Origin of the sequence: Microbulbifer discodermiae (assembly GCF_040742695.1) — a bacterium.
Classification (GTDB): Bacteria; Pseudomonadota; Gammaproteobacteria; order Pseudomonadales; family Cellvibrionaceae; genus Microbulbifer.
Map to the genome: position 1 here is coordinate 23915 of NZ_JBFLAB010000016.1, position 23722 is coordinate 47636.

17 protein-coding genes are annotated in these 23722 nt (G+C 58.1%); 13 read left to right on the top strand and 4 right to left on the bottom strand.

All coding sequences use genetic code 11. The features are described 5' to 3' along the window. Positions 1-401: 401 nt before the first annotated feature. Positions 402-1298 (bottom strand): hypothetical protein, encoded by an 897-nt coding sequence (locus AB1S50_RS07920; RefSeq protein WP_367150021.1) that lies wholly within the window; start codon positions 1296-1298, stop codon positions 402-404. Between the two features lie 152 nt (positions 1299-1450). On the opposite strand from AB1S50_RS07920, the gene AB1S50_RS07925 reads away from it, so the two are divergent. Beyond that, entirely contained in the window at positions 1451-1630 is a 180-nt protein-coding gene (locus AB1S50_RS07925) for a hypothetical protein (RefSeq protein ID WP_367150022.1), read from the top strand. Positions 1631-1925: 295 nt separating this feature from the next. Here the strand turns inward: AB1S50_RS07925 and AB1S50_RS07930 are convergent, their stop codons facing one another. Further along, complete coding sequence (locus AB1S50_RS07930; protein ID WP_367150023.1) at positions 1926-2198, bottom strand: YMGG-like glycine zipper-containing protein; 273 nt, start codon at positions 2196-2198, stop codon at positions 1926-1928. A 1193-nt stretch (positions 2199-3391) separates the two neighbouring features. On the opposite strand from AB1S50_RS07930, the gene AB1S50_RS07935 reads away from it, so the two are divergent. Beyond that, complete coding sequence (locus AB1S50_RS07935) at positions 3392-6295, top strand: glycosyl hydrolase family 18 protein (protein ID WP_367150024.1); 2904 nt, start codon at positions 3392-3394, stop codon at positions 6293-6295. A 93-nt stretch (positions 6296-6388) separates the two neighbouring features. On the opposite strand, the gene gltA is transcribed toward AB1S50_RS07935, so the two are convergent. After that, the gene (gene gltA / locus AB1S50_RS07940; protein WP_367150025.1) at positions 6389-7678 is read right to left on the bottom strand and encodes a citrate synthase; all 1290 of its coding nucleotides are present in this window, start codon (positions 7676-7678) and stop codon (positions 6389-6391) included. 459 nt (positions 7679-8137) lie between these two features. Here gltA and sdhC point away from each other — a divergent pair, with 459 nt between their 5' ends. The 11 genes from sdhC (at position 8138) to AB1S50_RS07995 (ending at position 22075) form a co-directional block, all read left to right on the top strand. Beyond that, entirely contained in the window at positions 8138-8512 is a 375-nt protein-coding gene (gene sdhC, locus AB1S50_RS07945; protein WP_367150026.1) for a succinate dehydrogenase, cytochrome b556 subunit, read from the top strand. Further along, positions 8506-8874, top strand: a complete 369-nt coding sequence (sdhD, locus tag AB1S50_RS07950) for a succinate dehydrogenase, hydrophobic membrane anchor protein (protein ID WP_367150027.1) — start codon at positions 8506-8508, stop codon at positions 8872-8874. The genes sdhC and sdhD overlap by 7 nt, the downstream gene beginning before the upstream one ends. Before the next feature lie 3 nt (positions 8875-8877). Next, positions 8878-10650, top strand: a complete 1773-nt coding sequence (gene sdhA / locus AB1S50_RS07955; protein ID WP_367150028.1) for a succinate dehydrogenase flavoprotein subunit — start codon at positions 8878-8880, stop codon at positions 10648-10650. A gap of 18 nt (positions 10651-10668) precedes the next feature. Beyond that, complete coding sequence (locus AB1S50_RS07960; protein WP_367150029.1) at positions 10669-11373, top strand: succinate dehydrogenase iron-sulfur subunit; 705 nt, start codon at positions 10669-10671, stop codon at positions 11371-11373. A 211-nt stretch (positions 11374-11584) separates the two neighbouring features. After that, positions 11585-14413, top strand: coding sequence for a 2-oxoglutarate dehydrogenase E1 component (locus AB1S50_RS07965; protein ID WP_367150061.1), 2829 nt, complete (start codon positions 11585-11587; stop codon positions 14411-14413). A 47-nt stretch (positions 14414-14460) separates the two neighbouring features. Continuing rightward, positions 14461-15660 (top strand): 2-oxoglutarate dehydrogenase complex dihydrolipoyllysine-residue succinyltransferase, encoded by a 1200-nt coding sequence (gene odhB / locus AB1S50_RS07970; protein WP_367150030.1) that lies wholly within the window; start codon positions 14461-14463, stop codon positions 15658-15660. Positions 15661-15739: 79 nt separating this feature from the next. After that, entirely contained in the window at positions 15740-17182 is a 1443-nt protein-coding gene (gene lpdA / locus AB1S50_RS07975; protein ID WP_367150031.1) for a dihydrolipoyl dehydrogenase, read from the top strand. A 371-nt stretch (positions 17183-17553) separates the two neighbouring features. Beyond that, positions 17554-18720 (top strand): ADP-forming succinate--CoA ligase subunit beta, encoded by a 1167-nt coding sequence (gene sucC / locus AB1S50_RS07980; RefSeq protein ID WP_367150032.1) that lies wholly within the window; start codon positions 17554-17556, stop codon positions 18718-18720. Positions 18721-18722: 2 nt separating this feature from the next. Beyond that, entirely contained in the window at positions 18723-19595 is an 873-nt protein-coding gene (sucD, locus tag AB1S50_RS07985; protein ID WP_367150033.1) for a succinate--CoA ligase subunit alpha, read from the top strand. Positions 19596-19894: 299 nt separating this feature from the next. Continuing rightward, complete coding sequence (locus AB1S50_RS07990) at positions 19895-20581, top strand: TVP38/TMEM64 family protein (RefSeq protein ID WP_367150034.1); 687 nt, start codon at positions 19895-19897, stop codon at positions 20579-20581. Positions 20582-20605: 24 nt separating this feature from the next. Continuing rightward, entirely contained in the window at positions 20606-22075 is a 1470-nt protein-coding gene (locus tag AB1S50_RS07995) for a dihydrolipoyl dehydrogenase family protein (RefSeq protein ID WP_367150035.1), read from the top strand. A gap of 38 nt (positions 22076-22113) precedes the next feature. Here AB1S50_RS07995 and mltF read toward each other — a convergent pair whose 3' ends face one another. Next, on the bottom strand, positions 22114-23589 hold the full coding sequence (gene mltF / locus AB1S50_RS08000) for a membrane-bound lytic murein transglycosylase MltF (protein ID WP_367150036.1): 1476 nt from the start codon (positions 23587-23589) through the stop codon (positions 22114-22116). Positions 23590-23722 lie beyond the last annotated feature (133 nt).

Genomic DNA, 23722 nt, shown 5'->3' on the forward strand with positions numbered 1-23722 from the left:
GGTGCCTGTATTGATGGATGGGGACTCAATGCATCCTGCAGATTTAAACACTCTTTTATTCCCGGTGGGCGAAAAAACCCCTGTTTACAGTCTTTGCCACTATAGATTGGCAAAGCTGTCTCTGAATCATCGAAAACCGTGCTAGAAATTGAAGAATTACAAAAAGAAAAAATAAAAAGTAAAATTAACCTAATAATGTACTTTCCTAGATGAATTCTCATGTCATTTATCCTAAACCAACCTTATTTGAATTGTCTATCTCTATTGCGTCAACCTGAAACTTTTTTGCAGGTAACCTGTGCGCCTTAAATGTTCAGAGAAGATGCACAGGTTGGTAAGCTCTTGGCGTTTAAGCTATGGCAAAATCTACATAATTTATATTTCAGGTGGAATTGTAAGCATTATCCCGCCGGCTCTAAATCCACGGGCAAGCAAAATCTGGCTGGAATACTATCAATGACAAACAAACCATCTCTGTCATAAACAGGCATATCCCACCATATTTCTATTGTCCCGCTTGGACATGGATTCATTTTGTATTCATCGGTATTGGGTAGCAGATCAATTGCATTGAAATTATTCGTGCCACATTGAGATCCACAGGAGGCGCCGATAGTGCTGGGTATGCAAAAGTTGACATCTTTAGGTCGATACCATCCGTTTGGGCAGTTTCCGATAGGTGGTATAATATCATTTATGCGGCTTTCATCCTTGTAAAGAATAGCGCTCGCGATACAAAATTGGACTCCAGGTGGCTTGATAAAACCCAAGGGACAGGCTGGAGGTGGCGGAGGTGGAAGTGTTTCTGCGGCAAGATTTTTGGCAATACAAAATCGTACGCCTTCGGGCTGGTGGAAACCTTTAGGGCATTTGGTGCCAATTGTCGCTAAGATTACTTCATTGTCTATAAGTTTGAGTACTAGATCATCTGCGGAGCAAATGGTCGATCCTACTGCCTTCGAAAATCCTTTTGGGCATTCCCCCGTCTTGCGTTGCATTATAAGAAGAATGTCATTTTGGATATCTAAAGTTAAGTTGGCGGCGACACAAAATTGTACCCCTGGATGGCGTTCAAATCCTTCGGGGCAATTTTGCTCTGGCGATATGTCTAGCGTCGCCTTGTAAACAATCTCGGTTGCGGCACACGCAAGGCCAGAAGGTATGGGGGCAAATCCATCAGGACACGTAATGCCAATACTTGTAGATGAGGTTTGCCCTTGTGCCACGTAACTTATTGACAAGCTGGCTATAAGTGCCATCACCATAGTAACAAGTATTCTTGTACCAATATCTATCACAATACTAATCTCCTATATAGTCTGAACGGAACAGGCACTGATCACTCTTTACGCTGCTCCATCTTTTAAAAACAGAATCTGGCAAAAAAACCGGACATGCTTGGTGATTTTTTTACTCTTTTGTTACTGCCTGGGACTTGCTGGAGTATTTTATGGGTAGGTATGGGGCGACTGTACAGGTTACCGCTTTGGGTGGCGATATGGCTTTTAATCCAACCCACGGCATCGCACTCGCCCTTAACGATGGTCTGATGGCGCCGTCAATGAAAACAATGGCTATTGCCAGGGTGCCCGAACGCTCCCACCGCGTTTATCCGGTACCGCAACGCTAATTTCCCTCAAAATTCCCGGCCTATTCCCGGCATAACTGGAGCTTATTTGATTGATCACGACCAGGCCGGCAGCCGCCCCGGTACTGGAATTGTTGATGCCAATGCGGTACTGGATGAGATGTCTTGAGCAAGGCCACGGTGGCTGGCGGGTTATTCAGAGGCTTTTGAACCAATAGAGCAATTGTTGCGCGCAGTCCCCTATGTGGCGCTATGGATCATCAAAGATATTGCTTGTGATGAATTTGAAATTAGCCACGACACTTCCCTGTGTCGCTTTGACCAAATGGTCTCCGGGTCAATAGCGGTAGACGCGGCGGCCGTGGCGATCGTAGTAGTAGTACCTTTTCCTTTCCCGGTCATAGAGGTATCCGGCACCGGCACCCAGCACGGCACCAAGCGCGGTGCCACCGGGGCGTCCGCCGGAGATAATGGCACCTGTCACAGCGCCGATACCGGCACCGGTACCGATACGCCGGTCTGTGTCGCTCATATTGGCACAGCCTGTGGTGACCAGGCCTGCCGTCAAGAGGGATGCGAGTCCCAGGTGTTTGATAGCTTGCATAGCCATAAATGCTCCCTATCTTGTCTGATTCAAGACGTACGCCAAAATCATATTGTGACGCTGGAGCAGCCCACAGGCATTTTTATTAACCTGGCAACTTATTCGGCTGCCGGGTCAATAAGGTCATATTGAAGAGTCAGCAATACGGACCCCGCACTCGTATTTGCCCGCTGGCCATGTCGGCAGGAATCGCAAGCGTATTTTGCCTCTATCGCCATGACTGAGGTCAGACTGTTAGTGCAGTTTGTTTCCCCAGTCGGTCAGGTCGCGGGCCGTCTCATGGCCATGCAGCTGCCCAGGGGAGTAGTGACGGTTGATGGTCCGCCAGTTTTTGCAGAGAGGACCTGTGGTGCAAAGTGAAAGACAAAGGTTTGTAAACCGAAACTCGCACACTATCATAGTTACTGCCCGGGAGGGCTTCGCAGAGGCGAAGCAGCAAGAAGAAGCGGTCCGCAACGGAGGCTGGGCGATCCCGTAAATAGACCCACAGCGGGTGACCACTGGTCTGAATGATTTCAGCGAGGTGAATAGCGGGTGCGGCTCCAGCCAGCTTCAAAGGGATCAGTAAGAGAGGGACCAAGCGGCCGGTCTGATGTCGGCCGCTATTTCTTTGTGCCGGCCTAAAGGCCTTCCAAGTAGCAAGAGGTATTTGCTGGTCAGTCACAGTTTCCGGCATTTTTCCTTGCGAATTTTTTCACCTGTCAGTGCGTTTTGCCCGGGATTTCACGCGATTGTGTGGGTTTACAAGGGTGACAACCCGGAAGAGAACGGATCATCTATTGGATTGCCAGATTGATAGTGGTGATCGCAACCGGCCTCATAGGGCGTGCGACGACTGTTTGCTTCGGATTTCAATCTCCACGTGCTCAACCTTGAGCTTCATTCCACGGTTGCGCCGCATTGCCTTTCGCTTTCTCTTCCTCATCCCACGGCCTTGCCGGTGACGGACGCAGCTTCCTTGTCTTTTCGCTTAAAGATGAATAGTGCGTCATTTTTTTGAAATGAATGTGACTATCGTCTCATAACCGTCTGTTGGCACTGGTTTTTCAGCCCCAAGGGTTTAATTTGACAAATTGATGACATCGCTGTCATTAAAAATGATAGCGGTGTCATATTGCAGCGCTTGCCCAACCCGACTGCGGCGAGCTAGCCAGGGGATGGCTTGGCGCAAATACAATAAAACGTTCAAGGTGAAAACTATGGAATATAAAAATCAACGCCAGGGGTGCACGAATCCCCTCCGCTGGCGCTCACTGATGCTGACGCTGGGCCTGGCCAGTTCGCCACTGATGGCAGCCCCCGGCACGCCCCAGATTGATTGGATGGAAAGCAGTTTCGCCATCATTGACGTCGATGCGGCAGCTACTGCCTATGAGCAGCTGGTGACGGTGAGGGAATACGCTGAGGTGCCGGTTGCCTGGACCAAGTGGTCCGGTGACGACGCCGACCGGGTGCGCTACCTCCTCAACGGGCAGCAGGTACTGGAGCAGCCGGTATCCGGTACTGGTACTCAGCAGGGATCCGCCACCCTGCGCGTCGATGAGGGGGGGCAGTACCAGTTGCAGGTTTCCCTCTGCAATGCGTCCGGGTGCAGCACTTCGGCGGTCAAAGAGATAAAGGTGGCCGATACTGATGGCAGCCATCTCGATCCGATAGTACTGACGGTGGGCGAAAACAACCGCCCCTATACCAACAGCAGCGGCTCGGTGGTGGGTGCCTATTTTGTGGAGTGGGGTGTCTATGGGCGAAGCTTTCCGGTGGACAGGATCCCCGCCTATAACCTGACCCATATCCTCTACGGCTTTATTCCCATTTGTGGCGGTCACGGCATCAACGACAGCCTCAAGCAAATATCCGGAAGCTTTGAGGCGTTGCAGCGCTCCTGCACGGGGCGGGAGGATTTTAAGGTCGCTATTCACGATCCCTATGCGGCCCTGCAGAAGTCCCAGGCCGGGCAGAGTTACTCGGACCCCTACAAGGGCAATTTTGGCCAGCTGATGGAATTGAAACAGGCATACCCGGATATCAAGATTCTGCCTTCCATCGGTGGCTGGACACTGTCGGACCCTTTTTACTTCTTTGACGATCCTGTGTTGCGCACACGTTTCGTGGATTCGGTGGAGGAGTTTCTGCGTACCTGGAAGTTCTTTGATGGAGTCGATATCGACTGGGAATATCCGGGTGGGCAGGGGGCCAACGCAAATCTCGGCGACCCCGCTGTCGATGGGGAAACCTATCGCCTGTTAATGCAAGAGCTGCGCGCTATGCTCGACGGCCTGGGGCAGGAGACAGGGCGCCAGTACCAACTCACTTCTGCTATCGGAGCCGGCACTGACAAGATCGAAGACGTCGACTACATCAATGTCCAGCAGTATATGGATTACTTTTTTGTGATGACCTATGACTTCTACGGTGCCTGGAGCAACCAGGTCCTGGGTCACAACACGGCACTGTATGCGCCCGCCTGGAATTCCACCGACAACTACAACGCCCACACCGCCATTCAGACGTTACTGGGTGGGGGTGTGTCGCCGGGCAAGCTGGTTGTGGGCACTACCATGTATGGCCGCGGTTGGACTGGTGTATCGGGCTGGAGCGGCGGCGACCACCTGACTGGCACCGCTACCGGACCGGTGGCGGGCACCTGGGAAAATGGCGTGGCGGATTACCGCGATATCGTTGGCCGTCTGGCCACTGGTGGTTACCAGTATCACTATGACAGTACGGCACAGGGTCCTTATATCTTTAATCCCACCAACGGCGATCTGATCTCCTTCGACGATCCCACCTCAGTATTGGCCAAGGGGGCCTATGTGCGCAGCAACGGTTTAGCGGGCCTGTTTGCCTGGGAAATCGACGCGGACAATGGCGATATTCTCAATGCCATGCACGAGGGGCTTGGACACGGAGACGGAGCCAATAACCGGGCCCCTGTTGCCAACGCCGGTGCCGATCAAACCCTGGCCCAGGGGGCGGCCGCAAGCCTGGATGGAAGTGCCTCTTACGATCTGGACGGTGACCCGCTAAGTTTCCGCTGGGAGCAAACGGCGGGACCAGCGGTGGCGTTGCAGGGAGCAGACAGCGTGACTGCCAGTTTCACCGCACCGGCTGTCACTGCCGACACGGTGTTGAGCTTTCGCCTGACAGTGAGTGATACGGCACCTCTAACCAGCAGCGATGCCGTCGATATATTGGTGTTGGCACCACAGCCCAATCGCGCCCCGGATGCGGACGCCGGTGCCGATCAGTCGGTGGCAACCCCGGCCAGTATCACTCTGGATGGCAGTGCTTCCAGTGACGCGGACGGCGACAGCCTTACTTACAACTGGCGGCAGGTCAGCGGTACTGCGGTTGAACTACAGGGGGCGGACAGTGTCCTGGCGAGCTTTTCCGCCGCGCAAGTTTCCTCTGCAGCGGTAATGGTGTTTGAGTTGACGGTAGATGACGGCACCGCGACGGATGCAGACACTGTTACCGTTACACTTCTGCCGCCGCAGTCCAATACCCCACCCCAGGTATCGGTACCCTCTGGTATCACTGTGCAGGAGGGGGGCAGCGTACAGATTACTGCTGCGGGCAGCGATGCGGATGGCGATGTACTCTCCTACAGTTGGAGTGCGCCCGCCTTCAATATTGCCAATGGCAACAGCGCCACGGTTACGCTGACGGCACCGCAGGTTGGCACTGATACCAGCTTTACCGCTGTGGTTACCGTCTCCGATGGTACCGATGAGGCCACTGCCAGCGTTGCGGTACTGGTGACTGACGCCGGTGGTGGCGGTGGTTGTGAACTGTCTGACCCCAACGCCGGCAACTACCCGGCCTGGAACTCCGGGGCCACCTATGTGGGTGGCGATCGGGTGAGCCACCGGCAACTGGTGTGGCAGGCAAATTACTGGACGCAGAAAGAACCCGACTTCGGGTCTGCTGACTGGTCGCTGTTTAGTGATGTAGAGGTTCCCTGGAGTGCGGGTGCAGTGTACAACGGCGGTGATGAGGTCAATCACAAGGACCGGCGCTACCGGGCCAAATGGTGGACTCAGGGCGAGGAGCCGGGAGTGGCCTCGGTCTGGCAGGATATCGGAGTGGCCAGCTGTAACTGAGGGAATGGATGGACGGTGACAAGGGGAATTTACAGCTTGTCACCAGCAATAAAAAAGCCCGGCCATGGCCGGGCTTTTTTGTAATCGCCGATGTCAGCGTTTGTCCAGCGGCACATAGTCGCGCTGTGTGTGTCCTGTATACAGCTGGCGCGGACGGCCGATCTTATAGGGGTTGGAGATCATTTCGTTCCAGTGGGCAACCCAGCCTGCGGTGCGACCGGTGGCGAAAATTACCGTAAACATATCGGTGGGAATACCGATTGCCTTCATGATGATCCCGGAGTAGAAGTCCACATTGGGGTAAAGTTTCTTGTCGACGAAGTACTCGTCTTCCAGGGCAATCTGTTCCAGCTTCTTGGCGATACGCAGCAGCGGGTCATTCTCTACGCCCATGGTACCCAGCACCTCATCGCAGATGCCCTTCATGACGCGCGAGCGCGGGTCGAAGTTTTTGTACACCCGGTGGCCGAAGCCCATGAGGCGGAAGGGATCGCTCTTGTCCTTGGCCCGCTGGACGAATTCAGCGATGCGGCTCTCGTCGCCAATCTCCTCCAGCATGTTTACCACTGCCTCGTTGGCGCCGCCGTGGGCCGGTCCCCACAGGGCTGCGATACCGGCGGAAATACAGGCAAAGGGGTTGGCGCCGGAGGAGCCCGCCAGGCGCACGGTGGAGGTGGAGGCGTTCTGCTCGTGGTCGGCGTGCAGCAGGAAGATGATATCCATGGCCTTGGCCACTACCGGATCGATCTTGCTCCGCTCGCAGGGGTTGCCGAACATCATATGCAGGAAGTTGGCGGCGTAGCCGAGACTGTTGTCCGGGTACATGAAAGGCTGGCCCTTGCTGTGTTTGTAACACATGGCGGCGAGGGTCGGCATCTTGGCGATCAGGCGGTGGGCGGAAATCTTGCGGTGCTCAGGGTCGTTGATATCGAGGGAGTCGTGGTAGAAGGAGGCCAGTGCGCCGACCACGCCGCACAGCATCGCCATCGGGTGGGCATCGTAGCGGAAGCCTTTGAAGAAGTTCACCAGGGATTCGTGCACCATGGTGTGGTTCATGATGGTGTTGACGTACTCGCTCTTCTGCCCGGCGGTGGGCAGTTCGCCGTTCAACAGCAGGTAGCAGGTTTCCAGATAGTCGGACTCCTGCGCCAGTTGCTCAATGGGGTAGCCGCGGTGCAGCAGTTGGCCTTTGCCACCGTCGATAAAGGTGATTTTGGACTCGCAGGCAGCGGTGGACACAAAGCCCGGATCGTAGGTGAACAAGCCCTTGCTGGTCAGGTCGCCTATATCGACGACATCGGGGCCCAGAGTACCGGAGAGTACCGGCATCTCTATCGCGCCATCGATACCGTCAACTGTCAGCTGCGCTTTCTTATCGGACATTGCGAACTCCTAAATCTGTTCTTGTACCTCTGGATCCCTTGGGTTTCAGGCCTTAGGAGGGTTCCAAAGCGGGGCCAAACTTAGTTTGCACGCCGCTAAATGTCAATGTGAAAGCCGTGGACCACCGGTCGCCCAGCCACAGGATATTCCACTGGGATCGATGACGGCAGAGTATTTATCTGGCCCTGGCGGGTAATTGCCCGGGTATCTTCGGTGACAGCCCCGCAACTCAGGGCGTTTTTCGGTGCTATACCCTCCTTGTGGCCTCTGTCCGTCATGGCCCCGGTTTCGTTGTGTTTTGACTGTTGAATGCCTATAATCCGCGCGGCTTGCGCCACGGTATGACCGCTTTGTGCAGGGCTTGGCCAAGTCGGGCAGAAAGTGACCGGCAGGCAAGCTGCCCTTCCACTGAAAGCTAATCGGGCGCCCGGTCGTTCAGGGCAACAAGGTGTTTTTCCTGTGAACAAAAACAGACCAGTCAATTTAGACATTTCCACTATCAATCTTCCCGCTGCCGCTTTGGTTTCCATTCTTCACCGCATCTCCGGCGTAGTGCTCTTCGCCGTTGTGGCGCTGTTGTTGTGGATGCTGGATACCAGCCTCGAGTCCCAACAGGGGTTCGACAGTATCGCTGCTGCTTTCAGCAGCGTGCCCGCGAAGCTCATACTCTGGGCTTCACTGGCGGCACTCATCTACCACCTGCTGGCCGGCATACGGCACATGCTGATGGACCTGGGGATCGGTGAATCCCTGCAGGGGGGGCGGCGCGGCGCCGTACTGGTGTTGGTGCTGAGTGTAATTGCGATCGTGCTGGTAGGAGTTTGGCTATGGTAACCACAGTGACAAGTTTCGGGCGCAGCGGCACCTTCGACTGGTTGTATCAGCGTGTCACGGCGGTGGTGCTGGTTGCCTATACCCTTTTTATTGTGGGCTTTATTGCCCTCAGTGACGGCTTTGGTTACGGCAGCTGGTCTGCGCTCTTTTCCCAACTGTGGATGCGTATCTTTAGTCTGGTAGCGCTTATATCCACTGTCGTACACGCCTGGATCGGCCTCTGGTCCGTTCTCACCGACTATATCACTAACCGCATGCTGGGCCCCAAGGCCACGGTTCTTCGCGTGCTGGCGCAGATGTTGCTGGGCGCAGTCGCGGTGATCTATGTGGTGTGGGGCATTGAAATTTTGTGGGGTGTGTAATTTATGGCGAATATGCGAACCATTTCCTTTGACGGAGTAGTGATCGGTGGCGGTGGTGCCGGCATGCGTGCCGCACTGCAGATGGCCCAGTCCGGCTTCAAGACTGCGGTGATCACCAAGGTATTTCCCACCCGCTCACACACTGTGTCCGCCCAGGGGGGGATTACCTGCGCCATCGCCAGCGCCGACCCCAATGACGACTGGCGCTGGCATATGTATGACACCGTCAAGGGCTCGGACTATATCGGCGACCAGGACGCGATCGAATATATGTGTTCTGTGGGCCCGGAAGCCGTGTTCGAACTGGAGCATATGGGCCTGCCATTCTCCCGCACCGAGGCGGGGCGTATCTATCAGCGCCCTTTCGGCGGCCAGTCCAAGGACTATGGCCGCGGTGGCCAGGCGGCGCGCACCTGTGCCGCGGCAGACCGCACTGGCCACGCCCTGCTGCACACCCTGTATCAGAACAACGTGAAACACGACACAGAGTTTCTGAACGAATGGTTTGCGGTAGACCTGGTGAAAAACCAGGATGGCGCCGTAGTGGGGGTGATCGCCCTCTGCATCGAAGACGGCGAAGTGTTGTTCATCAAGTCCAAGGCCACCGTATTTGCCACCGGCGGGGCCGGCCGTATCTATGCGTCTACCACCAACGCCCACATCAATACCGGCGATGGCATCGGTATGGCCCTGCGGGCCGGTTTTCCGGTACAGGATATGGAGATGTGGCAGTTCCATCCGACCGGTATCCACGGTGCCGGCGTGCTGGTGACCGAAGGTTGCCGGGGAGAGGGCGGCTACCTTATTAATAAGGATGGCGAGCGCTTTATGGAGCGCTATGCGCCCAACGCCAAAGATCTGGCGTCGCGCGACGTGGTGGCCCGCTCCATGGTGCTGGAAATGCTGGAGGGCCGCGGTGCCGGCCCCGAAGGCGATCACGTCTTCCTGAAACTGGATCACCTGGGCGAGGAGGTGCTGCAGTCCCGCCTGCCGGGTATCTGCGAGCTGGCCAAGACCTTTGCCCATGTGGACCCGGTCAAGACACCTATCCCGGTGGTGCCCACCTGTCACTATATGATGGGTGGCATCCCCACCAATGTGCACGGTCAGGCTCTGACCCAGGACGCCGCCGGCAACGACCACGTGATCGATGGTTTCTACGCCTGTGGCGAGGTTGCCTGCGTATCGGTGCACGGCGCCAACCGCCTGGGCGGCAACTCCCTGTTGGATCTGGTGGTTTTCGGCCGCGCATCCGGCCTGTTTATCGAACAGGCTCTGCGGGAGGGTATCGAGACCCGCGAGGCTTCGGATTCCGATCTGGAGGCCGCGATGGCACGCCTCGACGGCCTGGAGCACAGCAACGATGGTGAGAAGGCATCCGATTTGCGTCGGGAACTGCAAAGTGTGATGCAGAACCACTTCGGTGTGTTCCGCCGGGGCGATTATATGGCCGAGGGTGTGAGCAAGCTGGAGGATCTCCGCAGCCGTATAGAGAATGTGCGCCTGGACGACAAAAGCCGCGCATTCAACACCGCTCGGATCGAGGCGCTGGAGCTGCAAAACCTGTTGGAAGTGGCCGAGGCCACCGCCATTCCGGCTGAGGTGCGCACCGAGAGCCGCGGCGCCCACGCCCGCGAGGACTTCCAGGAACGGGACGACGACAACTGGCTGTGCCACTCGATGTTCTTCCCGGCGGAAAAGCGCGTCGGCAAGCGCGCGGTCAACTTTGCCCCCAATACCGTCGAGACGTTCGAGCCAAAGGCTCGCACTTACTGATTCGGGAGCGGAAAGAGTATGTTGAAAGTAAGCATTTACCGTTACAACCCGGAAACCGACCAAGCCCCTTACATGCAGGATTATGAGCTGGATACCCAGGGCAAAGACCTGATGGTGCTGGATGTGCTGGAACTGCTGAAGGCGGAGGACCCGACACTGGCGTTCCGGCGCTCCTGCCGCGAAGGCGTGTGTGGCTCGGACGGTATGAATATCTCCGGCCGCAACGGCCTGGCCTGTACCACACCCCTGTCCGAGGCGGCCCGCAAAGGCAAGCTGGTGCTGCGCCCGCTGCCGGGCCTGCCGGTGATCCGCGACCTGGTGGTGGATATGGAGCAGTTTTACGATCAGTACAAAAAGATTGAACCTTACCTGCAGAACGATACTCCGCCGCCGGCCATTGAACGCCTGCAGTCACCGGAGGATCGCGAAAAGCTGGATGGACTCTACGAGTGTATCCTGTGTGCCTGTTGCTCCACCGCCTGTCCTTCCTTCTGGTGGAACCCGGATAAATTCATCGGTCCGGCGGGCCTGTTGCAGTCCTATCGCTTCCTGGCTGACAGTCGCGACACGGCTGCGGATGAGCGCCTGTCCAAGCTGGATGATCCCTTCAGCGTATTCCGCTGCCACGGCATTCAGAATTGTGTGAACGTCTGTCCCAAGGGCCTTAATCCGACCCGGGCTATCGGCCATATTCGCGACATGCTGTTGGCCCGCGCTGTGTAAGGACTGCGGAAGATTGTCGACAAACTGGCTGGGCCTCGGCCACCGGTTCAGTGTCAGCGGCGCTGCTTGCCACTACAAGACCGGCCTCACCGGGCCGGTGTCAGGCTGCAAAGGGGAGGTGACTCTGGACACCTCCCCTTTTGCGAGTGAAAGAAAAAGCGCAGTGTGAGTCCGCCATCGCGGGGACGCTGTGATTGAGGTAGACATCAACATGCACGAAAGCACCATGGAGCAGCTGTGGCGTAGCTCCCATATTTCCGGGGGCAACGCCGCCTATGTGGAGGCGCTGTATGAAACCTATCTGCACGACCCCAATGGTGTGCCGGAAGAGTGGCGCAGTTACTTCGACAGCCTGTCCAGGGTAGGCAATGGCAGCGACATCTCCCACTCCGCGGTCCGCACCCACTTCGAGCTGCTGGCCAAGAACCGCGCGCGACCCCTGTCGGCACCGGGTTCCGGTTCCGTCAATATCGAACACGAATGCAAGCAGATCAAAGTTCTGCAGCTGATCAGTTCCTACCGCCACCGCGGCCACAAAAAGGCGACCCTCGATCCGCTGGGGCTGATGGCCCGCGAGCAGGTGCCGGATCTGCAGCTCAACTATCACGGTCTCACCGAGGGCGATTTCGATACCACCTTCCAGACCGGTGACCTTTTCTTCGGCGATGGTGAAGCGACACTGAGGGAGATTGTCCAGGGGCTTGACCGGACCTACTGCGGCAATATCGGTGCCGAAATCATGCACCTGTCGAATCTGAATGAGCAGCAGTGGTTCCAGCAGCGATTGGAGCGCAGCCAGGCCAGGGCCAACCTGGGTGCCGATATCCAGGTGGAAATTCTCCACCGGCTGTCTGCCGCTGAGGGCCTGGAGCGGCACCTGGACTCCAAGTACCCGGGCACCAAGCGTTTTGGTATCGAGGGTGGTGAGAGCATGATCCCGATGCTGGACGCGTTGATTCGCCGCTCGGGAACCTACGGCGTAAAAGAAATAGTGATCGGCATGGCCCACCGGGGCCGACTGAATACGCTGGTGAATATTCTCGGCAAGAACCCCGCCGATCTGTTCGAGGAGTTCGAGGGCAAGAAACTGCTGGATACCTCCGGTGATGTGAAGTACCACCAGGGTTTCTCATCCAATGTGATGACTCCCGGCGGGGAGGTGCACCTGGCGCTGGCTTTCAACCCTTCGCACCTGGAGATCTGTGCACCGGTAGTGGTGGGGTCGGTGCGCGCCCGCCAGGATCGCCGTGGCGACACGGCCGGCGAAAAGGTGATGCCCATCAATATCCACGGTGACGCTGCCTTTGCGGGCCAGGGCGTGGTGCAGGAAACCCTGCAGATGTCCCAGACCCGCGGCTACTATACCGGCGGCAGCGTGCACATAGTGCTCAACAACCAGGTGGGCTTCACCACCAGCAAGCGCGAGGACGCCCGCTCCACCGAGTACTGCACCGACGTGGCCAAAATGATCGACGCCCCGGTACTGCACGTAAACGGGGATGATCCGGAAGCCGTGGTACTGGCGGCGTTGCTGGCGGTGGACTATCGCTACGAGTTCAAGAAAGACATTGTGATCGACCTGGTGTGCTACCGCCGCCGCGGTCACAACGAAACCGATGACCCGTCCGGTACCCAGCCGCTGATGTACCAGGCGATCCGCAAGCACAAGACCACCCGCACCCTGTACGCGGAAAAGCTAGTGGCCGAGGGAGTGCTGGACAAGCCCGCGGCGGACAAGCTGGCCAACGACTACCGCGACAAACTGGATCGCGGCGAAGATGTGGCTACCGGCCTGGTAAAACAGCCGGACCAATCCATGTTTGTCGACTGGAGTCCCTACCTGCACCACGACTGGCAGACCCCGGCGGATACCGGCTTCGCCCTGCCGAAGTTGAAGGAAGTGGCCGCCCGCATGACCACTGTGCCGGACGGTATCGTCATGCAGCGCCAGGTGGCCAAAATATACGACGACCGCCGCAAGATGGGCGGCGGCGCCCTGCCGCTGAACTGGGGTATGGCGGAGACCCTGGCCTATGGCACCCTGCTGGAACAGGGTTTTATGGTGCGCTTTACCGGTGAGGATGTGGGCCGCGGTACTTTCTCCCACCGCCACGCGGTCATTCACAGCCAGAAGGACGGTCAGTGCTACATTCCTCTGCAACATATGTACGACGACCAGCCGCCTTTCTATATTTACGATTCCCTGCTGTCGGAAGAGGGGGTGCTGGCGTTCGAGTATGGTTACGCCACAACCACGCCCAAATCACTGGTGATTTGGGAGGCGCAGTTCGGCGATTTTGCCAACGGCGCCCAGGTCGTGATCGACCAGTTCATCACCTCCGGTGAACACAAGTGGGGCCGCATGTGCGGGCTGGTTATGTTGCTGCCGCACGGTTATGAAGGGCAGGGGCCGGAGCACTCTTCCGCGCGCCTGGAGCGCTTTATGCAGCTGTGCGCCGAGCACAACATCCAGGTGTGCAATGCCACCACTCCGGCGCAGATTTTCCACCTCTTGCGTCGCCAGGCCATCCGCCCCATGCGCCGCCCGCTGATCATCATGTCGCCCAAGTGGATTCTGCGTCACAAGCTGGCGACCTCCAGTCTGGAGGAACTGGCGGAGGGCCGGTTCCACAATGTCATCCAGGACTCCAGCGTGGATCCGGCCAAGGTGAAGCGCCTGGTGCTGTGTTCCGGCAAGGTTTACTACCATCTGTTGGAAGCGCGCCTGGAGCGGGAGCAGGACGATGTGGCCCTGGTCCGCGTCGAGCAGCTGTACCCTTTCCCGGACGAGGAGTTTGTGGAGGCGGTGTCCGCATTCGGGCGCCTTAAGAGTGTTGTCTGGTGCCAGGAGGAGCCGATGAATCAGGGCGCCTGGTATCACAGTCAGCACCATTTGCGCCGTCTGCTGGCAGAGGTGCATCCCAAGCTGGCACTGGACTATGTGGGCCGCGTGGCTTCCGCCGCACCGGCTGCGGGCTTTATGTCCACGCACCTGGAAGAACAGAATAGGTTTATCGACGAGGCGCTGACCGTCCAGTAAAGCGGCGGCAGTAATTAGTGAAGAGTCAATCTCAGGAAACAGGTACAATGACGATCGAGATTAAAGCGCCAACTTTTCCAGAATCGGTACAGGATGGCACCGTCGCCACCTGGCACAAACAGCCGGGTGAGGCGGTGTCCCGCGACGAATTGATCGTGGACATCGAAACCGACAAGGTCGTGCTGGAAGTGGTTGCGCCCGCGGATGGTGCTATCAGCGAAGTTCTCAAGGCCGAGGGCGATACAGTCCTCTCCAACGAGGTGATCGCCAAATTCGAACCGGGTGCCGGCGCCGCTGCTCCAGAGGCCCCGGCCGTCGAGGTGGAAGAGGCGCCACCGGCTCCGGCTGCTGCTGGTGAAAAAATTGCCATGCCGTCCGCGAAGAAAATGGCGGTGGAAAGAGGTGTCGACCTGGCCGCGGTTGAAGGCACGGGCAAGGGTGGCCGCGTCCTGAAAGAGGATGTGCTGAAGGCAGGCACCGCGCCTGCCGCCGCGACGCCTGCCCCGGTTGCCGCCGCTGCGGATGTCGCCATGGCGCCGGGTGAGCGGGTCGAAAAACGCGTTCCCATGACCCGGATGCGCAAGCGCATCGCCGAGCGCCTGCTGGATGCCAGCCAGTCCACCGCCATGCTCACCACCTTCAACGAGGTGAACATGAAGCCGGTCATGGATCTGCGCAAGAACTACAAGGAACTGTTTGAGAAGGTACACAATGGCACCCGCCTGGGCTTTATGGGCTTCTTCGTCAAGGCGGCGGTGGAAGCGCTGAAGCGCTTTTCGGCGGTGAACGCCTCCATCGACGGCGACGACATCGTTTACCATGGCTATCAAGATATTGGTGTGGCGGTCTCTTCACCCAAAGGGCTGGTTGTACCCATCTTGCGCAATGCCGAGAATATGGGCCTGGCGGATATGGAGAACAGTATCCGCGACATGGGCACCCGCGCCCGGGACGGCAAGCTGTCCATCGAGGAGATGACCGGCGGCACCTTCACTATCACCAATGGCGGCGTATTCGGCTCACTGCTGTCCACGCCAATTCTGAACCCGCCGCAGACGGCCATTCTGGGCATGCACAAGATTCAGGAGCGCCCCATGGCGGTGGACGGCAAGGTGGAAATACTGCCGATGATGTACCTGGCGCTGTCCTACGACCACCGCCTGGTCGACGGCAAGGAAGCGGTGGGCTTTCTGGTGGCGATCAAGGAGATGATCGAGGATCCGGCGCGCATCCTGCTCGAAGTCTAAGTGTGGTCAGCCGCTGGCCCTGATGGGGGAGCGGATGCGCCTGTGGAAATTCTGAATACACCAACATCTGGAACAGACCATGTCGGAAAAATTTGACGTAATCGTAATTGGCTCCGGTCCGGGGGGATACGTGGCGGCGATTCGTGCGGCTCAGCTGGGCCTCAAAACCGCCTGTGTGGAAAAGTGGAAGAACAAGGAAGGCAAGGGGGTGAATGGCGGTACCTGCCTGAACGTCGGTTGTATCCCCTCCAAAGCACTGCTGGACAGTTCGTGGAAATACCACGAGGCGAAAGACGATTTCGAAGTGCACGGCATCGAGGTGGGCAAAATCAAGATGCAGGTGCCCAAGATGATCGAGCGCAAGGATGACATCGTCAAGAAATTGACCGGTGGTGTGGCGGGCCTGTTCAAGGCCAACAAGGTCACCTCCATCTGGGGTACCGGCAAGCTGCTGGCCAACAAGAAAGTCGAAGTGACCGACGATGCCGGCAAAACCACCGTCTATGAGGCGGACAACATCATCCTGGCCTCCGGTTCGGTGCCGGTGAATATTCCCCCGGCCCCGGTGGACAACAAGACTATCGTGGACTCAACCGGTGCGCTGGAGTTCGGCTCGGTTCCCAAGCGCCTGGGCGTAATCGGCGCCGGCGTGATCGGACTGGAACTGGGTTCCGTCTGGGGACGCCTCGGTGCCGATGTGGTGGTGCTGGAGGCGCTGGACACTTTCCTCTCCGTCATGGACCAGCAGATCGCCAAAGAGGCGCAGAAAATCTTCAAGAAGCAGGGCCTGGATATCCGCCTCTCCTGCCGCGTGACCGGTACGGAAGTGAAGGGCAAGGAGGTCGCGGTTGTCTACCAGGACAAGGACGGCAAGGAGCACCGGGAAACTTTCGACAAGCTGATCGTGTGTGTAGGGCGCCGCCCCTATACCGAAGGGCTGCTGTCGGAGGATGCAGGTGTCAAGCTGGACGAGCGCGGCTTTATTTATGTCAACGACCTGTGCATGACCTCAGCGCCGGGTGTCTGGGCAGTGGGTGATGTGGTGCGCGGCCCTATGCTGGCTCACAAGGCCTCTGAAGAGGGCGTTGTGGTGGCGGAGCGCATCGCCGGCCAAAAGCCGATGATGAATTACGATGTGATCCCCAATGTTATCTACACGCACCCGGAAATTGCGGCGGTCGGCCGCACCGAAGAACAGGTAAAAGCAGATGGCGAGCCCTACAATGTGGGTGTTTTTCCGTTTGCGGCCTCCGGCCGCGCCATGGCTGCCAACGATACCAGCGGGATGGTAAAAATCATCGCCCACGCCGAGACCGACCGGGTACTGGGGGCCCATATCGTCGGTCCCTCGGCCGCTGATCTGGTGCAGCAGGTGGCGATCGCGATGGAGTTCGGCTCCAGTGCGGAGGATATAGGTATGACCGTATTCGGCCATCCCACCCTGTCGGAGGCGGTAAAGGAAGCGGCCCTGGCGGCCAATGGCCACGCCATCCACATCGCCAACCGCAAGAAGCGCAACTAGGTTTCGGCCGAGGCACCGGGGCGGGTCCCGCCCCGGCTTTCCACTGGTGTCTCCAGTGTTGGCACTGCTTTGCAGCCCTATCGGCGGCGGGCAGGCTGTGACTTAGCAGGTTGTTGTAAAGCCTTCCCTGGCTTTTCTCAACCCGGGTTTGCGGTCCATGTCCGCAAACCCTCCGCGACAAATCGAGCAGTGACGCGCTTGATTTGCGACACGAACATCCCTGTTCGGGATAACAGGCTGTCGAAGAAAATTTTTCGACAGCCTGTTAAGCAGGATTTGAAATTTGCATCACGGGGATTTCGAATTTTGTTCTTAGGTGCAGAGTAATCTGCAATTGGTAAACACATTCCAGATGTGAATTGGTATTGACTATGAACTTGCATGAGTATCAGGGCAAGCAACTGTTTGCGGAATACGGATTGCCGGTTTCCAAAGGCATTGCGGCGGAAACCCCGGCAGCGGCAGTAGCGGCGGCTGACGAAATTGGCGGTGATAAGTGGGTGGTGAAGGCCCAGGTGCACGCTGGCGGCCGCGGCAAGGCCGGCGGCGTGAAGCTGGTGGATTCCAAGGCGGAGATTGAGGAGTTCGCCAAGAAATGGCTGGGCAATCGCCTGGTTACCTACCAGACAGATGAAAATGGACAGCCGGTTTCCCGCATCCTGGTGGAGAGCTGCACCGATATCGATCAGGAACTATACCTCGGCGCCGTAGTTGACCGCTCCACCCGCCGTATCGTTTTCATGGCCTCTACTGAAGGCGGCGTTGAAATCGAAAAGGTTGCGGAAGAGACCCCGGAAAAAATCCTCAAAGCCACCATCGATCCGCTGGTGGGCGCACAGCCGTACCAGGCGCGGGAGCTGGCATTCAAACTGGGCCTAGAGGGCAACCAGATCAAGCAGTTCACGAAGATTTTCCTGGGTCTGGCGAAAATGTTCCAGGAGAAAGACCTGGCTCTGCTGGAAATCAACCCACTGGTTATCACCCCGCAGGGCAATCTGCACTGCCTGGATGCCAAAGTGGTTATCGACAGCAACGCCCTCTACCGCCACCCGGCCCTGCGTGAAATGCACGATCCGAGCCAGGAGGACGCGCGGGAGGCACATGCGGCCAAGTGGGACCTCAACTATGTGGCACTGGACGGCAATATCGGCTGTATGGTGAACGGCGCCGGTCTCGCCATGGGTACCATGGATATCGTCAACCTGCATGGCGGCAGCCCGGCCAATTTCCTCGACGTCGGCGGCGGTGCCACCAAAGAGCGCGTAGTGGAAGCCTTCAAGATCATCCTGTCCGATGAGAATGTCAAAGCGGTGCTGATCAACATTTTTGGCGGCATAGTGCGCTGTGACCTGATTGCCGAAGGGGTTATCGGTGCGGTGGAAGAGGTCGGAGTGAAGATACCGGTCGTGGTTCGTCTCGAGGGCAACAACGCCGAGCTGGGCTCCAAGGTGCTGAGTGACAGCGGCCTGAACATTATTGCGGCCAAGAGCCTGACCGACGCTGCTGAGCAGGTGGTTAAAGCTACGGAGGGGAAATAACCATGTCAGTACTGATTAACAAAGATACCAAAGTGATCTGTCAGGGCTTTACCGGCTCCCAGGGTACTTTCCATTCCGAGCAGGCGATTGAATACGGAACCAAAATGGTGGGCGGCGTCACTCCGGGCAAGGGCGGTCAGACCCACCTGGGCCTGCCGGTATTCAACACAGTCAAAGAAGCGGTAGAGGCCACCGGTGCGGAAGCATCGGTTATTTACGTACCGGCCCCTTTCTGCAAGGACTCCATCCTGGAAGCGGCCAACGGTGGTATCAAGCTGATTGTCTGTATCACCGAGGGTATACCGACACTGGACATGCTCGACGCCAAAGTGAAGTGCGACGAGCTGGGCGTGCGCCTGATCGGCCCCAACTGCCCCGGTGTGATAACCCCGGGTGAGTGCAAGATTGGCATTATGCCGGGTCACATCCACAAGCCGGGTAAAGTGGGCATCGTTTCCCGCTCCGGTACTTTGACCTATGAAGCGGTGAAGCAGACCACCGATTGCGGTTTTGGCCAGTCCACCTGTGTGGGTATCGGCGGCGACCCCATTCCCGGCTCCAATTTCATCGACATTCTGGCGATGTTCCAGCAGGATCCCCAGACCGAAGCCATAGTGATGATCGGCGAGATCGGTGGTACTGCGGAAGAGGAAGCGGCAGCTTACATCAAAGAGCATGTCAGCAAGCCGGTGGTCTCCTATATTGCCGGTGTAACCGCGCCTCCCGGAAAGCGTATGGGCCATGCCGGCGCCATCATCTCCGGTGGCAAGGGCACCGCCGACGAGAAATTTGCGGCGCTGGAAGACGCCGGTGTGAAAACCGTGCGTTCCCTGGCGGAAATCGGCAATGCGCTGAAGGAAGTAACCGGCTGGTAAGCTCCCTTTCCAAAGCACGGTTACACCGATAGGCGAGAACCCCTAGCCGGTTTGTCTGCCTGAAAAAGGTCGCTGTTTTGCGGCCTTTTTTTATGCCCGACTAAAGCTATCCGCCGCGGAACAGCAGTGGGGCGATTGGCGGGGGGGAAAGCCAGCGGGTATCGGGCTGATACTGGGGCCGGTGCCGGGGTTTGTAACATTTTGCATCCCTGCCCGACTATTGCCAGTATCCGCGCGTAAATGTAGTGCGAGCGGTGGCGGGAGTCGCCGGCAGACGGATTTCATTTGGAGCATAGACTGTGACGAAAAAAATCATTCTACTCACTGTTATTGTGATTCTTGGGGTGGCCTTTTTTGCCTTTGACCTCAACCAGTGGCTGACACTGGAGAGCCTCAAGCAGGGCCAGGAGCAGTTTGCTGCCTGGCAGAGCCAGTCCCCACTGCTTGTGGGACTCTTGTTTACCCTGTTCTATATCCTGATCACCGGGCTCTCACTGCCGGGCGCGGCGATCATGACACTGGCTGCGGGCGCCCTGTTCGGGCTTCTGTGGGGCACGGTAATCGTGTCTTTTGCCTCCAGCATCGGGGCCACACTGGCATTTCTGGTATCGCGCTATCTATTGCACGACTGGGTACAAAACCGGTTTGGGGAGCGCCTGCAGGCGATCAACCGCGGTGTTGCGCAGGAAGGGGCCTTCTATCTTTTCGCCCTGCGGCTGGTGCCCTTGTTTCCGTTTTTCGTGGTCAATATTTTGATGGGGCTGACCAAAATCAGAACCTGGACCTTTTACTGGGTCAGTCAGCTGGGCATGCTGATTGGCACCATAGTGTACGTGAACGCGGGCACTCAGTTGGTCCAAATCAAGAGTGTTGGTGACATCCTGTCGCCGGGCCTGGTGGCATCCTTCGTACTATTGGGTCTGTTTCCCCTTCTGGCGAAAAAGTTTCTAAACCTCATCAAGCGGTTCCGGGGCCGGAACGCTTGAGAAAACCGTGTGAGTACAGCGAGTATGACTAAGCCGAAGAGTTTTGACCGCAATTTGATCGTTATCGGCGCCGGTGCCGCGGGACTGGTCAGTGCATATATCGGGGCCGCCATCAAGGCGGAGGTGACCCTGATAGAAGCGGGCGCCATGGGGGGGGATTGCCTGAATACCGGTTGTGTGCCCAGCAAGGCGCTGATCAAGTGTGCCAAGGTGGCCAATCAGGTACGCAAGTCCGCGGAGTTCGGTATCCATACCACAGCCCCGGAAGTTAATTTTCCCCAGGTAATGCAACGGGTACGCCAAGCGATTGAAACCATAGAGCCCCACGACAGCGTCGAGCGCTACACCGGTCTCGGGGTGGAGGTATTGCAGGGCTGGGGGCAGCTGCTGGACCCCTGGACTGTCAAAGTGACCCTCAGTGACGGCGGGGAACAGGTGCTCACTGCGCGCTCCATTATTCTCGCCACCGGTGCCGCGCCGGTGGTGCCGCCTCTGCCGGGACTGGATGACATTGACTATGTCACCAGCGAGACCATGTGGGACCGATTTGCCCAGCTGGATCGCGTGCCGGAGAGATTTGTGGTGCTGGGTGGTGGGGCTATCGGCTGTGAAATAGCCCAGTCCTTTGCCCGGCTCGGGTCCCGGGTGGCCCTGGTGGAAATGGCCCCGCGGCTGTTACCGGCGGAGGATGAGCTAGTGTCCACCACGGTGGCAGACTCACTGCGCGCGGACGGCGTCGAAGTACTGACCGCCCACAAGGCGACAGGGTTCGCCGCGGATGGCTCCCAGCAGCGTATTTTCCTCCAGGGCCCGGAAGGCGACCGCGAACTGGCCTTCGACCAGATATTGCTGGCGCTGGGGCGCCGTCCACGGGTGACCGGCTTCGGCCTGGAGGAGCTGGGACTGGTAGTCGATGGGTGCCTGCAGACGGACCAGTATTTGCGCACCGATATGCCGCATATCCTCGCCGCTGGTGACCTTGTAGGCCCCTATCAGTTTACCCACATGGCCTCTCACCAGGCCTGGTATGCGGCGGTGAACGGCCTCTTTGGCGATTTGAAGAAGTTCCGCGTGGATTACTCCCTGGTGCCGCGGGCGGTGTATGTGGACCCGGAGGTAGCGAGTGTCGGCCTCAACCAGCAGCAGGCGGTGGAACAGAATATCCCCCATACGGTGACCCGCTACGACCTCAGCGATCTGGACCGGGCCATCGTCGATGGCGTCGCACGGGGATTCGTCCAGGTGCTCACGGTGCCGGGCAAAGACAAGATTTTAGGCGCCACTATTGTCGGTGAAAACGCCGGTGAGCTGATGGCGGAATTCGTTGTGGCGATGAAGCACGGTTTGGGACTCAACAAACTGCTGGGCACCATTCACGCCTATCCCACCATGATGGAGGCCAATCGCCTGGTGGCCGGTGACTGGAAGCGCGCTCACGCGCCCCAGGGCGCCCTGAAACTGCTGGCGAAATTCCATCGCTGGCGGCGGAAGTAAGCTGGCAATCCGGCCCTGCTGTTTCCGGTAGGGCCGCTTTATAGCGCCGGGGTGGGCCCGGCCACTTCCGGTTGGCTGCTGTCCGCCAGTGCCTCGGCTTCTTCCCGGGCCTGCCTGGCCAGCCGCTGCTCCTCAATACGACTGCTCCAGGTCAACAGGGCCTGATAGTGGCGGATGTTCTGTACGTAGGTCACCGGCTCCCAGCCGCGGGCATAGCCGTGTTTGGTGTTCTTGTAATACTGACGCTTGGCCAGAAGCGGCAGGTGCTCGCGCACATCCACCCAGAGGTCCGGGTTGCCCCCCATTTTTTCCGTGAGTACCCGGGCGTCCTCGAGGTGGCCAAGGCCCACATTGTAGGCCGCGAGTGCCATCCAGGTGCGGTCTGGCTCCTGGATGCGCGCGGGGATCTTATCGTGGGTTTGCACTATATAGCGGGCGCCGCCCTCAATGCTCTGCAGGGGGTCCAGTCGGTTCACCCCCAGCTCGCGGGCGGTGCCCAGGGTGAGCATCATCAGACCGCGGACGCCGGTACGGGATTTGGCTTTGGGATTCCAGTGGGACTCCTGGTAGCTCAGTGCGGCCAGCAGGCGCCAGTCCAGGTCGTATTTTTGTGCCGCTTCCTGCATGGCGTCGCGCCATTTCGGCAGGCGCTCCCTGGTACTTTTGCTGAATGCCTTGGCCCCCCCGGCGTTCAGCGGGGTCAGGTGGCCGAAAAACTCCTCCCGCAACCGGGCCGCTATACCGTTGGTGTTAGCCCGCAACACAAAGCTGCGCGCGGCGTGGTAGAGACTGTCGTCCTCTCCCTGGGGGAAGGCCCAGGAGACGGGTTGAAACTGGGTGAGATTGAAGGCAAGTGCAGTGTTGGGGAAAAGGCCCCGATGCACGGCGTAGGCGTTGGAATCCACTACCGCATAGGGGAATTTGCCCTCATTCACCATTTCCAGCAATTCCATGGTGGCGACGTCATCCACCTCCTGCCACTCCAGGGCCGGGTATCGCCGTGACAGGTGGCGCATTTCCTCGGCGTGGGCGCTGCCGGCTAGTACCGCCACTTGCTTGCCGATCAGATCGGAGATTTTGCGCGGGCGTTTTTCACCCAGACGGTAGATCACCTGCTGGCGGATCTCCAGGTAGGAAGGGGTGAACCTGACCTCCTCGCGCCGCGCCGATGTTACAGTCAGCCCGGCTGCCGCCATGTTGGCACCCTCCTGGGGGTCCCCCAGGCGGGTGAAGAGCTGATTGACACTCTGGCTGTCACGGATCACCAGCTGGACACCCAGTTCGTCGGCAAAGGCCTTCAGCATGCCATATTCAAAGCCGGTAAAGTGGCCGGAGGCGTCCTCGTAATAGGTGGTGGGGCCGTTAAGTGAGAGAACCACCAACTGGCCGGAGGATTTGACCTGTTCCAGTACACTGGGGGCCTTGCTCGCCACCAGCAGCAATGCACAGGCACACAGCACCAGCCCTTTGACCAGGCGGCGGCTATAGCGCAGCAAGCGGCGTTTGGTGATCATCAATGGTCCCCTCCCAGTCCCTTAGCTGTTATTCTGTGGCGGCCTTCCCCACAGCCTGCCGGCACAGATCTTCCCTGGCCTGGGCGGCAAAATGCGGGCAATTTTACCCTATTTGCTGCGCATTTGCTCACCG